Below are 13,004 nucleotides of genomic sequence, written 5' to 3' on the forward strand. Positions count from 1 at the left end.
AAATTTATCAAATTTATTTTTACTAATATGTGAGTTGTTGAATATCTATTTCTAAAAATAAAATAGCTAATAATTAGTTATCTAAATTAATTTATAAAATATTTTATTCTTTTTGTTGTTATATAGCTTGAAGTATATACATAAAAATAATATTATGTTATATCTATTATGGATTTTTATTAAAGAGAATAAGGTATAAAATATGAATATAAGATATTATTTTTATGTATCTGTTATTATTTTAGCATTTTCATCTGTCGTAAAAGCGTCTGATCGTACATCTTTTCCAAGAGAAGCATCTGTTATTGTTACTTCTGCTGTTTTGGAAACAAATGTATTTCTTGAGGATCAAGTTGATTCTTTATTAAATAAAATTATTATAACTACTCATCCTGCTAATCATGATGTTTTTTGGAAAAGTGTAGCGCCATTATTTCATAAAATAAAACGTCTATATACTTCCTTAGGAGCATATTTATACGCTTCTATATTCTCTATATTCAACGGGTAGAGTATACAGAGAGCAGATATGTATTATTTTAGCTCAATTTCTACAGTAAAATTATGAATTGTGCTTTTAAAAATATTTCAATTTTTTCAAAAAAATCAGCTTTATTATCGAAATGAGAGATCAAAGATTGTGTTTTCATATTTTGGAAATTATGAATCATCTCATGAAGAAACTGTTTTTCTGATGGGGTATGCTCTGTATTCCTATTATTTTGTTTTCTGTCCACGTTTCCAACCACATAAACGTTCACCTTGTTTATTCGTCGCGCAACCAGTCAGAAAGCTTATTACGCACATCAGCATCACTTTTCTGATTAACTTCATTTTCTACCTCAAACCGTGTTGTTGCCATCTTGCAAGCTTTCTTTGTTTGTTTTTGCTGCTCAGCTTTTTTTTCCAAGGAAAAAAGCTCTTGCTAAAGCAATAAAAAAAGCCGTTAAAATTGCTATTGTTATGGTTAGGTATTTTTTTATCCATAAGATCATAGGCGGTACTCCAGAAAACGTTTAGCGATATATATCATGGCCGTACAAGCCGCCAAAACCATAATACCCGCTAAAGCCCATTGAACAGGACCATTACCCGCAAAAAGCCCTCCAAGTCCTGAAAGAGAACCTATAATTGGTGCAATAGCTTCTACTTTGCAGATACCTGTTACACCTTGTGATTCTACTATTTGATAATTTGGAGATACATATGAGCCCTGAGCCCATAATCCTGCCTCAGCAGCTCGACGATTAACAAGACCTCGAAGACGCTTTCCTCCTACTCTCGTCCATTTTTGTAATTCAGTTGGCACAGCTTCATAATTTCCTCTATTAAGCTTTTTTACAAGTGTAGAGTTACGAAAAGCTTCTGTTCCAACATTATAAGAAAATGATACAAGTGCGGCAAACTGCTCATCGTTTAAAGGAACAGTAATAGTTTGTTCAACAACATATTCAAATTTTTGTAAGTCTTGACAAAGAATCTTCTCCGCTTCTGCTTCCGTAATCCGCATATCTTTATGAACATGTGGCGTACCAACAGCGCTTGTATGTCCATAACCGATTGCCCACACACCAACTAAATCTTCGTAGGCGCTTAAACGCAAACCTTCCCATTTCTTAATTAGTGCCAACCCTTCTTTTGATATTTTTCGCATTATCCCTATTCCATAAAAAAACCTACACAAAGCAGGGCATGAATAAAATTTAAATTCACATCTGCCTATTTTAAAGAATAGAACAGTGAAATAGTCTAGTAGAGCTATAATAACTCTATGCTAAAAATGCTTAAGATCTATATCATTTTATGCATAAGAAAAAAGAACACGTTAATCACTATCTATTCTGTAACAGGCAGTTTCGTTTCGACTTTAAAAAGCAACAATTCCAACTCAATCCAATTCGCAATAAGACAGAATTCTTTCAATATTTTTTTACAACTCATCACCAATATGGTTTACCCTATAAATTCTATGGGTAGTTTTTATCCTAAATGTTCCTTTCTTCTTTAAAAAGTCGTTTGCGGCAACACATAAAATAATACAAAAATAAACAACTAGTGGTATACATTAATATTTGTTTATCCAATATTTGTTTTATAAACCCACACTACTGCTCTGAGGAAGAATTCTTACAGCATATTCAATAAACGAGAGTTGATAGGCTACCCCAATACGAAAATCATTGTTCTTACATCATCCTTCTTACCAATTTATATCACATTTCCATCAACGTTCAGAATAAAGCTCTATCCAATTGTAATATGAGAATTTTCATAAAAATCACCTATGAATCTTAAAAAATTTAGATAACAAATTCTTTCAACTTCCTCAGGAAAACAAGAATACACCTAAGAAAAGGCAAGAATAACAACAATCAACACAATAAAGACAGCGACTTCTGAAGAATTACAATATTTGCCACTTATATCGAAAAAGCTACCATAAAAGCGCAAAAAGATATTATAATTAAACATTCTGTATTTACAAATGCGGCTTAAGATCCTACATCCAAATACATAATGTATTATACAGATTTGAATTAGAAAATCTACAATTAATTTTATAATTCTTTGTTTTGCTCTCTAATTTCCTCAAAAAAGATAAATTAATCAAGAAGTTTTTTAAAGAAAGATCTCTATAAGCCAATTTACCAAAATAAAAAACATAATAGATATAATTTATCCATCTACACGTTATGATAGCAAGACATCAAAATTCATGGTATCAACTGAGATGAAGATAACTTATCAAAATGTACCAAACCTGGAGTTTCTAAAGAAGAAATTGAGTATTTGTTCACCAAACTTGGAAATCTTGTCATCAAGTGCGACCAAAATGTGAAAGAAGAGTATTTCAGAGCTATTGGAAGAAGCTATAATATACGATTTTCAGTTTTTATATTCAAAACAAATAAATAAAAAAAGTGAACTGTTCATAGGTTTTCCTTCGGGTTTGTTATATACAGCGAAAAGAGATTGTTTTGATAATCCATCTTTCTATGTATTTGAGATGTTTTATAACTATTTTATTTTATAGGCATTCATAATGCCGTTATTATATCTAGTATCTTCAAATATTTCTTTGATTTTTCTATCGCTATCGTTTATGAACGGTTCATAATTGATAACAGTTTTCAAGATATTCTTCCTGTAATTCTATGCTTTCAATTGTATTTTAATACTAAATCAGCATTTCCAATATGTCATGATATTGGTTTTCATTGCATTCTTTGTACTCTCTAAAGCTTTAGGAGATTCATAAAGGTGATAAAAATGCTTTGCTACCTCTCCATATAGTATGTTTTATCGCTGTTGTAATCAATCTTTTTGCATTAGTTATTTACAATTTTTTAAAATATTTTAAAATTCTGATACTTATATCCTTAATTTTATCAATGAGGTTTATTTACCTTACATTTGGCTGTACAGAGCGAATTTAATTCCTCATGTGGTAATAAAACTATCCAATCGCTCTGTACGGTGCTTTTTATCTTGTTGTAACGTAAAATACCTTCATTTAAGAATGGTAATATAAGGCATGTAAAACTTCATGCATTAAGTGTTTTCTATTGTTGAATATATTGACGAATGATCGAAAGCGTTTTGCTACTCAGAAGGGTAGAATGATGAGTAAGATGCATTGCTCTATAGTTTTTTGGGTGCGGAATATTTTTCTGCTTTAGCATTTCACTAGAATGTGTTCTAAAATCTTCTGGTATAGATATTATGATTGTTAATGGATAATTTGCAAGCTGATGTTATGTGATGATTTTCATCATTAAATGCAAAACAGTCAGATTTAAAATTGAGACAGATATTAAAAAACTGAGATATAAATTCTCTAATTTCATAAATGAAGTATAAAATAGTAAAAAATACTTCTAACAGAACCTATGGCAATGACGCAAAGTCTTTGAATTTGAAATTTTGCCTAATGGTAGGCAAGTCCGTAAAATTAAACAATTTTGTGGGTGCACTTGTGTAGTGTATAATCGAGCTTTAGCAGGGCAAAATGAAAAATATAAATAGGATAGCAACTTCAAGTTTCTTTATACGTAAATTGCAAATTTGTTACAACAATTGAAACAAAATCTAAATAAGCTTCAAATACGCAATAAACATATACAACATATTGATTTAATATATTTTATTCAAGATAATGCTACCATTATCAGACAAATAGTGCCGAAAAACACAACACTTACCAACAATGGATTGGGGAAATATTCTCAATTTTTGTCCAACAAGATTTTAGATACATATATTATTTGGCAAAATCTTGTGATAACTTTGCATCTCTCACTGAGAATACTTAATTATAGGATGGTTGAGAAGTTAAGTGTATGGATAGCGTTTTTATCTTCTATAGAAATTAGTAAAAAATTTGCACTTCGTAAAGTTTTTTAGCATCAAGCCTCCTGATTTATTTAGCCGTGAAACTGTTGTCATATTTATTGCAACATTACTAGCTTTTCATAACAGAACTGAGCAGAATTTAAGAATTATGAGAGAAAATTAACAAAAAAGCAAAAACTCTATAGGATGAAGGCTAGAAAGTTCTATTCCCTCACCTTTATTCTAGTGTTCCTCACCCTTAAAAAACAATAAGTTATTCTCAAAAAAAACAAAAAATGGTGCCCAGACGCGGCAGGCAGGGGCTTATCAACAAGATTCAAAGTATATAAAGATGTGTAAGAGCGTATTGATGTGTATAGTTTTTTATGTTCCAATAAAAAAATTAAGAATTAAAGAAAAAATCTCAAATCAAAAATTAAAGGTGGTCTAAAAGGTGGACCCAAAAAGGTGGACGAGCAATGTGTGAAAAGGTGGACGAGAAGGGAAATTAAGTGAGGGGGATTCATCGATTATCAGCATTACTTGTAAAGTCTGCTTCCCAGGGTAAATATTGTGATGGGGCAGGGCTGTGGTTGAATGTTAGAAAGACAATACACGCTCTTGGTTCTTTCGTTATACATACCACAACAAACGCCGTGAAATGGGACTCGGTTCAGTCGCACAACTTTTTCTAAAAGAAGCGCGCGAACTTGTAAGATACTATAGTGATATTCTTAAAGAAGGCAATGATCCTATTGTCTTTCGAGAACAAACCGTCTTAAAACAGCAAAGCAACATATTCAGTGAGATTGCAAAAGCGGCTTTTGAAAGTAAAAAAGCCGAATTAAAAAATGAAGGCAAAAATGGGCGTTGGTTTTCTCCGTTAGAATTACATGTCATACCGCAGATAGGTAGCTTATCTATAGAAAAATTAACAGCCAATATCATTCGCAATGTTCTCTCACCCCTTTGGCATGAAAAAGCAGATACAGCGCGAAAAACATTAAACCGTATTAACATTTGCTTGAAATATGCTGCAGCTCTTGGTTTGGATGTTGATCTACAAGCCTGTATGAAAGCACGTGCTCTTTTAGGAAAGCCCCGTGTTACATCAACAAATATTCCTGCTATGCCATGGCAAGAAGTTCCTACTTTTTATCAGAATTTAGATGATAAGATTCTTTCAAATTTAGCACTGAAGCTTCTGATTTTGACTGGAGTACGGTCATATCCATTGCGATATTTTCGTCTTGAACAAATAGATAAAAATATATGGACAATACCAAAAGAAAATATGAAAGGTATTGTGGGAAAAGTTTCAGATTTTCGCGTGCCATTAAGTCATGCAGCTTTGAAAGTGATTGAAAGATCTCTCCCTTTTGAGAAAAAAGGTTTTCTCTTTTCTGGTCTTACAGGCAAGCCAATTTCTGATGCAAGCATGGCAAAATATATGACAGTTTGTGGTTTGACTTATCGCCCCCATGGTTTTCGTTCCAGTTTACGGGATTGGATAGCAGAGACAACGTCAACACCCTTTGAGATTGCCGAAACTGTTCTTGCGCATTCCGTTGGGAGTTCAGTGACAAAAGCATATATGCGGACAGATTTTTTAGAACAACGACATGTTCTCTTGGAACAGTGGGCTGCATTTATAACAGGAGCGACTTGACAGGCTTATGACTTGACAAGCTTATAACAATGTGTCTATTGTCGAATCAGGTGCCTCAAAAACACCTTAAATCGATAGCGGATAGATTGCCGAAACAATCGTTTCTCCGCACATTATAGACTTTGACTCATTGTATGTTAAATGCGTATAGTGACTTTGTCGGGTGTAGCTATGCTATACAATACCCTTTTGGGGAAGGCATAACGACGGACTATCGACCGTGTTTTTCAGCACCCGGCATTCAGAAACAAAATTAGCAAAAGTATTAAAAGATTATAGAAAGTGTCTTGACATTATTTCCGTGATGTGTATTTTCGAATCAGGTGCCTAGAAAACACCTTAGACACATAGCGGATAGATTGCCGATACAATCTTTTCTCCGCACATTAAAGGCTTTGACTCATTGTACGTTACACACATATAATGATTTTGTCGGGTGTGGTTATGCTATACAATACCCTTTTGGGGAAGGCATAACGACGGGCTATGTGCCGTGTTTTCTAGCACCCGGCGCTCTTCTAGAGTGTCAATAGAAGACATTTAAACACATAGGAGTTCATTATGAACACACTTATAGAGATTAAAGAACAAATCATTGATCAGGAAACTGTTCAAACTGTTAATGCGCGTGAGTTACACGCGTTTTTAGAAATAGGGAAAGATTTTTCTACCTGGATTAAAGACCGCATTCATCAGTATAAATTTGAAGAGGGTAGTGATTTTATAAAAACACAAGATTTGCGGTCCCCAAAATTGGGGAGCGCAAAATCTAGAGCTGTTACAGCAATAGATTATCACCTTACCTTAGACATGGCGAAAGAACTCTCAATGGTTGAACGCAATGAGAAAGGTAGGCAGGCTCGTCGTTACTTTATTGAGTGTGAGAAAAAGTTAAAAAGTCAATCTACTGATTATGATGTTGATCGGCGCTTTGATTTACCAAGCCATTGGGAGCGAATGAACGCTGGTGAAAAAGTTTTGTATCTTTTAGGTCCTATCCATGTTCGTCTTATTGATGCCTTTAGAGTTGATGAAGAAAACAGAAAATATAAAGCCCTCATTAAAGAAGCAAAGCAGGTTTTAGCAAGATCTGTTGTGAAAGCTGCTTAATTTTAAAAGTATGGTTCATCTCCCCGTTTTAAAAGCGGGGAGGGAGTTATTAGATAAATCTCTTGACATGAGTCTTAAATGTAGTACACTGTAGTACAAATAAATAGGAGATTGAGGCAAATGGGTAAAATTCAAGCACGCATCCCTGATGAAGTTCAAGAAGTTGCAAGTGCAGTTATCAAATCCACGGGTTTGACTGTATCAGATGCGGTTCGTATGTTTATGACCCGAATTGCTAGAGATAAAGCATTGCCACTTGATCTCTTTCAACCCAATCCGGAAACATTGCAGGCTATAGAAGATGCTGAGATGGGACGTGTCGAACGTACGTCATTGGATGATTTGCGCGCCATGATTCGTGCGGATAAAGCTGAAGTATGTAAATCTGCAAAGTGATCTTGGTTAGCTATGCGGGAAATTGTTTATACGAAGTCTTTTCGGCGTGATCTTAAACGTGAAAGTAGGGGGAGATATGCTGATACATTAGAGACAGACTTGCTGCTTGTGATCAAATTGTTAGCGGAAAACAAACCCTTAAAAGTTCAGTGGAGAGATCACGCACTAACAGGTCAATGGTGGAAGTGTCGTGATTTGTCATATTAAACCAGATTTAGTTTTGATCTATCGAAAGCCTGATAATGATACATTAGAACTTTTACGGCTTAGTTCACATGCTGAACTGCGTTTATGACAATTTTTCAATGTTTTGAAAACCACTGTTTCATATGTGCAAAGATATTATCTATGGTGTCTATGAGGCGGGCAAAATCAAGGATAAGCAAAAAAAGAAAAAATACTATCCACTTCATCAGACGCGACATCATTTTCACACTTTGGTAGGCAATAATCATTTCTTGAAGCATGGTTTTTTCCGTTTCTGTAAGCTCTGTATCGTCTTTTGTTTTTTTTCTAGCCATGTTCCCATCCACACAAACGTTCACCTAGGGTGTTATGTTTTAAGATATCTCTTGCTAAGTTTGAATTGATGGCATTCAGATCTTTCTTGTCTAAATAAATTGGCAACCAGCCAACACAAGAAGAAGCATATTTATTTGTTGCACAACCAGTCAGAGAGAGCAGTGCGCACATCAGCATCGCTTTTCTGATTAACTTCATTTTCCACCTCCAGCCGTGTTGTTGCTGCTTTTAAAGTTTTTTCTGTTTGCTTTTGCTGTTCTGCTTTTTTGCCAAGGGTAAAAGCTTTAGCTAAAGCCATAAAAAAGCGGCTAAAGCCGCGCCTGTTAACAGCAGATTTCTTTTCATCCAGAACTTCATAGGCGATGCTCTTGAAAACGTTTAGCAACAAAGAAAATACCAGCACATGCCGCTAAGATCATAATGGTTGCCAAAGCCCATTGCACTGGACTATTGCCTGCCAACAAGCCGCCAAGACCTGAGAAAGAACCAATAATTGGTGCAAGCGCTTCGGCTTTGAAAACCCCCGTTGGTGCTTGTGTTTCTACGGTTTGATAGTTGGAGAAAACAAATGTCCCTTTTGCCCATAATCCTGCTTCTGCTGCACGCCGGTGTGCGAGACCTTGAAGACACTTACCGCCTGCTTTGGTCCATTTCTGGAGTTCGGCAGGGACCACTTCATATTCACTTTGATTGAGCTTTTTTAACAGTGTCGAGTTACAAAAGGCTCCTGTTCCTACATTATAGCAAAAAGATACCAATGCCGCGAATTGTTCATCGGTTAAGGCAACTTGAACCGCTTGTTCAACGGCATTTTTAAATTGTCTTAAGTCTTTACAAAGAAGTTCTTCGGCTTGTTTTTCAGTGACTGTCATGCCTTTGTGGACAAAAGGTTTTCCGGCATTGTTTGTATGTCCATAACCGATTGTCCATACACCAATGGCGTCTTTATAGGCATTCAAACGCAAGCCTTCCCATTGTTTGATGAGTGTAAGACCCTCTTGTGATATTTTTCGCATAAAATTCTCCATAAAAAAGCCCCACACAAGGTGAGGCTGAGTGAAAATCTAAAATTGTAATTATCGCGTATTGTAAGAATCTCGTTTCATGTAACTTTTTTCTGTGTTATACGTTACATGAAACAAAAGGAGATTTTGTTATGGGTACAATGAACGTTAATGAACGGGTTCAAAAATATCGCAATGCACAAAGAAAAGCAGGTTTGCGCTTAATGCAAATTTGGGTTCCAGATACACGCCAGCCGAATTTTGCAGAAGAGTGCCACCGTCAAACCCGCTTAGTGGCAAAAATGGATAAAGCTGATACATCTATACAGTTGTTTATGGATCAATCTTTAATGGATGTTGATGGATGGACAGAATGATGCGTGGTTCTCTGGTAACAATAGCGATACAAGGTGATTTTGGTAAACCAAGACCCGCATTGATCATTCAAGCTAATCAATTTAGTGAACATACAAGCGTGACGGTTTTACCAATTACAAGTACACTTATTGATGCTCCATTACTCCGCATTACGATTCAGCCAAACGACAAGAATGGTTTGCAGAAACCTTCGCAAGTAATGATTAATAAAATTATGACGATAAGATGTGAAAAAATTAGTTCAGCTTTCGGTTTCATTCCTGTAGATAAAATGGTAGAAATTGAGCGTTGTTTGGCTGTATTTTTAGGAATAGTAAAATAAAAATTGGATTTTTTTCTTCGGAAAGATAGCTTGGTTAAGCTTCATGTAGCTTTTTCATTGGAACAAAAGAATGTATTTGACATTGCAATAATTGTATCTTATAAGTTACAAATGTTTACAGTATACAAAACAGAGCATTTTATAAAATGGCTAGATTCTTTAAAAGATGAGATTGCGCAAGCACATATTGTTAAACGCATAGCAAGAATAGAAACGGGATTTCTTGGAAATGTAAAATTTTTCCGTGGAATTGGAGAATTAAAAATACATCATGGTCCTGGCTATAGAATCTATTTTGTAAAACAAGGTAAGCAAATCATTTTGTTATTAAATGCTGGTGATAAATCTACACAACAAAAGGATATCAAAAAAGCCCTTCAATTAGTAAAGGAAATGAAACATGGAAATTACTAAATTTGACACAAGTGAATATTTCAAGACACCTGAGACACAAAGGATTCTTTTAGAAGATGCTCTTGAAAGCAAAGATAGTAAGTATCTTGCTCATGCTCTTGGTATAATAGCAAAAAACCAAGGAATGAGTAAAATCGCTCAAAATACAGGACTATCAAGAGAGTCTCTTTATCGTTCTTTAAGTGATAAAGGCGACCCACGGCTTTCTACTTTTCTTAGTGTTTTAAGTGCATTAGATTTACAAATGAGTTTAACGCCTATCCAAAATAATTGTAAGGAACAAGCAGCTTTAGAAGAAGCATCTTGACTACCTCCCCACCTTTAAAGATGGGGAAGGGAGGCATATTTTTTACTTAAGCGGCTTTCACGACAGATCTTTCTAAGACTTGTTTTGCTTCTTTGATTATGGCTTTGTAATGCTTGCTTTCTTCTACCAACGTAAAGGCTTTGACAAGATGCATGTGGAGAGGTCCATAAATGTAAACAGCCTTTTTAGTTGGAGACATTTTATCCCAATCTTTTGGGAAAGCAAAACGTATATCATCATAATCAACAAATTGATTTTTTAGTTTCTTTTCACATTCAATAAAGTAACGACGAGCTTGACGTCCTTTCTCATTGCGCTCAACCATTGAGAGCTCTTTCGCCATATCTAAGGTGAGATGATATTCTTTACTTATAACATTTTTACGTTTCTCATTTTTGAGAAACGTAAAACCATAATCTTGATTTTCCAAAAATCCATATTCTTTAATACGGCGTACAATCCAATCTGCAAATTTAGAGTTGACTTCTAAAAACGTATGTAAATCACGCGCGTTAACAGTTTGAACAGTTTCCTGATCAATAACCTGTTCTCTAATTTCTATAAGAGTATTCATAATGAATTCCTTGTTGATAGATGTTTCTTAATGACACTTTTAAAAAGTGCCGGGTGCTAAGAAACACGGCAACAAGCCCGTCGTTATGCTTTCCCCCGAAAGGGTATTTTATGGCATAACCACACCCGACAAGACCAGTATACGCTATACGCATATAATGAGTCAAAGCCTTTACAATGTGCGGAAGACTGATTATTTCGGCAACCAATCCGCTTGTTGTTCTAAGGTGTTTCTTAGGCACCTGACTCGACAATAGACATATTGTTGCCACATTGTCAAGCTGCTTTCGAGATTTTTTACGTTTTTACTAATTTGACTTATCTATCTTCCTCATCCATATGGATGACGCCTTCGCCTTCATCACATGCATTGGGTGGGGCGTTTGGATCAAGGGTATCGTCTTTTTCTGGTGTGGTATTGGCTACGTTTTTTGCAGCATCTTCTTGGGCTTTATCAAAAAGTTCGCAGTCTATTTTTGTTGTATATCCACCCGTCTTATCAAGCTTGTGTTTGACGCTTTTGATACGCCATTCTGCTGGAATATAGGGACGGAAAGGGGGCTCTTGAACAAGCTTTGCTTCTGCTTGCACAAAGGGATCACCACCAATATCACATGAGAAAGAAGATTTCCCACGCAATGACTTATTGCGATAAGCAGCAATAGCCGCAACCGCTTCTGATTGGTTATGGTAGGTATATTTGAGTTCATGAAAAGGTTCTTTACCAACCTTGACTTCCTTTTTCTCACCAGTGCGGATATCATGATAGCTTGCAAGTACACCGCCTTTTTTCTCTTCTTCTTGCTTTTTTTGTTCTGGTGTTTCTGCTGTTGTCTCTGTTTTAGGCAAATTAGGGACATCATTTTTATCCATATGGATTACATCTTCGCCTTCCTCAATTTCCTCTGATTCCCTTGCATCAGCGGCGGCTTTTTGGTCATCTCCCGCATCTGTTGCTAAGCCATTGGCGCTACCTGCTTCATCTCGTGCACTGTATTTAAAATCCCAAGAGGTACAGTGTTTTTCATGGATAACAACAATAGGGAGTGTTTCACCGGTAATGGCTTTGCCTTCACCCCGTTTGGCAAGTACCAATTTTCCATCAACGGGTTTTGCAACGGCGTCATATTCTTCTGCAAGGCGCGTGGCAAAAGCCATATCGCTTTCTACCGTTTGATCAATGTGACGCACAACAATTTTTGCAAGAGCAGGGTCAACTTTTGCTGTATAGCCATTGCGCTGTGCTATCTCTTGAATGATACTCCCGAGGGTTTGTTGATGATAGGATTGGCTTTTTGGTGTTCGATAAGATGTATTCATGGAGGCAGCGCGCCCTGTAACACTTAAGGTTTGTGGTGGGCTGCTTACAGAGATTTCGTCTATCAGATAGGCGCCCATATCGCGGTTTTTACCGCCTTCATAGCCAAGTGTTATGGAAATAACTGTCCCGATGAGAGGAATGTCAAGAAAGCCGTTATCACACTCACGGGCGCGATCATCAAGCTCTATGGTGATACGGTCGCTTTTGTCTTCTGCTTCATCGGTAATTTCAATCGATAAGACATAGTCCATGAGAGTTCTTGTAATATCCTCTCCATTTGCCATCACGATGCAAAAAGGTTTCATGATTGACTGCCCCAAATTCTAATGACCGGTGTGGCTTTGGGATAGGGGAGGGTTGGAAGAAGAATTGTAATGCCTGCTTTTAAGATAGGGCCATAGTCTGCAAGACCAAAATTAGCTGCATAAACGCGTTCAACAGCAAGGGCTTGTTGCCCCTTGGCGTAGTATTTCCAGCAAATGGCATCAACCATATCGCCTTCTTTTGTCATGTAAAGATCACTCATAGTTCTTCACCATATTCTCTCAAATTGATGGTAAATTCTTGTTTTTTTGGGCTGCCATTTTGATGAAAAACACTTTGCTTTTCTTTGACAGAAAGGATGACAAACTTGCCTAAAATCCTCCCCTGACCCG

15 protein-coding genes and 5 pseudogenes are annotated in these 13,004 nt (G+C 36.0%); 10 read left to right on the plus strand and 10 right to left on the minus strand.

Features of this window, described 5'->3' with window-relative positions; all coding sequences use genetic code 11:
• Positions 1-202 precede the first annotated feature (202 nt).
• Complete coding sequence (locus PVV68_RS08210; RefSeq protein ID WP_273721203.1) at positions 203-511, plus strand: hypothetical protein; 309 nt, start codon at positions 203-205, stop codon at positions 509-511.
• Positions 512-766: 255 nt separating this feature from the next.
• Here the strand turns inward: PVV68_RS08210 and PVV68_RS08215 are convergent.
• Together PVV68_RS08215 and PVV68_RS08220 are read right to left on the minus strand one after the other, a co-directional pair.
• A pseudogene (locus PVV68_RS08215) lies at positions 767-995 on the minus strand (hypothetical protein).
• Positions 992-1,654 carry a lysozyme gene (locus PVV68_RS08220; protein ID WP_273721201.1) on the minus strand — a complete coding sequence of 221 codons (663 nt, stop codon included), beginning with the start codon at positions 1,652-1,654 and terminating at the stop codon, positions 992-994. Before PVV68_RS08220 ends, PVV68_RS08215 begins: the two are co-directional and overlap by 4 nt.
• A gap of 2,261 nt (positions 1,655-3,915) precedes the next feature.
• Between PVV68_RS08220 and PVV68_RS10735 the strand changes: the two are divergent.
• The 5 genes and pseudogenes from PVV68_RS10735 to PVV68_RS08240 form a co-directional block, all read left to right on the plus strand.
• Positions 3,916-4,026: pseudogene (locus PVV68_RS10735) on the plus strand (helix-turn-helix domain-containing protein); the annotation flags it as partial.
• An 818-nt stretch (positions 4,027-4,844) separates the two neighbouring features.
• Positions 4,845-6,001: pseudogene (locus PVV68_RS08225) on the plus strand (tyrosine-type recombinase/integrase).
• Between the two features lie 561 nt (positions 6,002-6,562).
• Positions 6,563-7,111 carry an antA/AntB antirepressor family protein gene (locus PVV68_RS08230; protein WP_273721199.1) on the plus strand — a complete coding sequence of 183 codons (549 nt, stop codon included), beginning with the start codon at positions 6,563-6,565 and terminating at the stop codon, positions 7,109-7,111.
• 120 nt (positions 7,112-7,231) lie between these two features.
• On the plus strand, positions 7,232-7,507 hold the full coding sequence (locus PVV68_RS08235) for a type II toxin-antitoxin system RelB/DinJ family antitoxin (RefSeq protein WP_273721197.1): 276 nt from the start codon (positions 7,232-7,234) through the stop codon (positions 7,505-7,507).
• Positions 7,508-7,519: 12 nt separating this feature from the next.
• Positions 7,520-7,802: pseudogene (locus PVV68_RS08240) on the plus strand (type II toxin-antitoxin system YafQ family toxin).
• A 7-nt stretch (positions 7,803-7,809) separates the two neighbouring features.
• On the opposite strand, the gene PVV68_RS08245 reads toward PVV68_RS08240, so the two are convergent.
• The 4 genes and pseudogenes from PVV68_RS08245 to PVV68_RS08260 all read right to left on the minus strand — a co-directional run bounded on the left by PVV68_RS08245 (position 7,810) and on the right by PVV68_RS08260 (position 9,045).
• Positions 7,810-8,028: a hypothetical protein gene (locus PVV68_RS08245; RefSeq protein ID WP_273721196.1), complete on the minus strand. Its 219-nt coding sequence runs from the start codon at positions 8,026-8,028 to the stop codon at positions 7,810-7,812.
• Entirely contained in the window at positions 8,021-8,227 is a 207-nt protein-coding gene (locus tag PVV68_RS08250) for a hypothetical protein (RefSeq protein ID WP_273721194.1), read from the minus strand. Before PVV68_RS08250 ends, PVV68_RS08245 begins: the two co-directional genes overlap by 8 nt.
• Positions 8,160-8,386 (minus strand): annotated as a pseudogene (locus PVV68_RS08255) (hypothetical protein). The gene PVV68_RS08250 and the pseudogene PVV68_RS08255 overlap by 68 nt, the downstream one beginning before the upstream one ends.
• Positions 8,383-9,045, minus strand: coding sequence for a lysozyme (locus tag PVV68_RS08260; protein WP_273721192.1), 663 nt, complete (start codon positions 9,043-9,045; stop codon positions 8,383-8,385). Before PVV68_RS08260 ends, PVV68_RS08255 begins: the two are co-directional and overlap by 4 nt.
• A 140-nt stretch (positions 9,046-9,185) precedes the next feature.
• Between PVV68_RS08260 and PVV68_RS08265 the strand changes: the two genes are divergently transcribed.
• The 4 genes from PVV68_RS08265 to PVV68_RS08280 all read left to right on the plus strand — a co-directional run bounded on the left by PVV68_RS08265 (position 9,186) and on the right by PVV68_RS08280 (position 10,454).
• Positions 9,186-9,410 (plus strand): antitoxin MazE family protein, encoded by a 225-nt coding sequence (locus PVV68_RS08265; protein WP_273721190.1) that lies wholly within the window; start codon positions 9,186-9,188, stop codon positions 9,408-9,410.
• Positions 9,410-9,733: a type II toxin-antitoxin system PemK/MazF family toxin gene (locus PVV68_RS08270; protein ID WP_273721224.1), complete on the plus strand. Its 324-nt coding sequence runs from the start codon at positions 9,410-9,412 to the stop codon at positions 9,731-9,733. The genes PVV68_RS08265 and PVV68_RS08270 overlap by 1 nt, the downstream gene beginning before the upstream one ends.
• 111 nt (positions 9,734-9,844) lie before the next feature.
• A complete protein-coding gene (locus PVV68_RS08275; RefSeq protein WP_273721221.1) occupies positions 9,845-10,147 on the plus strand; it encodes a type II toxin-antitoxin system RelE/ParE family toxin in 303 nt (100 codons plus the stop codon).
• The gene (locus tag PVV68_RS08280; RefSeq protein ID WP_273721188.1) at positions 10,134-10,454 is read left to right on the plus strand and encodes an addiction module antidote protein; all 321 of its coding nucleotides are present in this window, start codon (positions 10,134-10,136) and stop codon (positions 10,452-10,454) included. The genes PVV68_RS08275 and PVV68_RS08280 overlap by 14 nt, the downstream gene beginning before the upstream one ends.
• Positions 10,455-10,500: 46 nt before the next feature.
• Here PVV68_RS08280 and PVV68_RS08285 read toward each other — a convergent pair whose 3' ends face one another.
• The 4 genes from PVV68_RS08285 to PVV68_RS08300 all read right to left on the minus strand — a co-directional run.
• Positions 10,501-11,028, minus strand: coding sequence for an antA/AntB antirepressor family protein (locus PVV68_RS08285; protein ID WP_273721187.1), 528 nt, complete (start codon positions 11,026-11,028; stop codon positions 10,501-10,503).
• A gap of 317 nt (positions 11,029-11,345) precedes the next feature.
• Positions 11,346-12,653: a phage late control D family protein gene (locus PVV68_RS08290; protein WP_273721186.1), complete on the minus strand. Its 1,308-nt coding sequence runs from the start codon at positions 12,651-12,653 to the stop codon at positions 11,346-11,348.
• The gene (locus PVV68_RS08295) at positions 12,650-12,874 is read right to left on the minus strand and encodes a tail protein X (RefSeq protein WP_273721185.1); all 225 of its coding nucleotides are present in this window, start codon (positions 12,872-12,874) and stop codon (positions 12,650-12,652) included. The genes PVV68_RS08290 and PVV68_RS08295 overlap by 4 nt, the downstream gene beginning before the upstream one ends.
• On the minus strand, positions 12,871-13,004 hold a 134-nt coding region (locus tag PVV68_RS08300), incomplete at its 5' end, for a phage tail protein (protein ID WP_275065393.1). The genes PVV68_RS08295 and PVV68_RS08300, both read right to left, overlap by 4 nt.

This window comes from Bartonella sp. ML69XJBT (assembly GCF_028618515.1).
Classification (GTDB): domain Bacteria; phylum Pseudomonadota; class Alphaproteobacteria; order Rhizobiales; family Rhizobiaceae; genus Bartonella.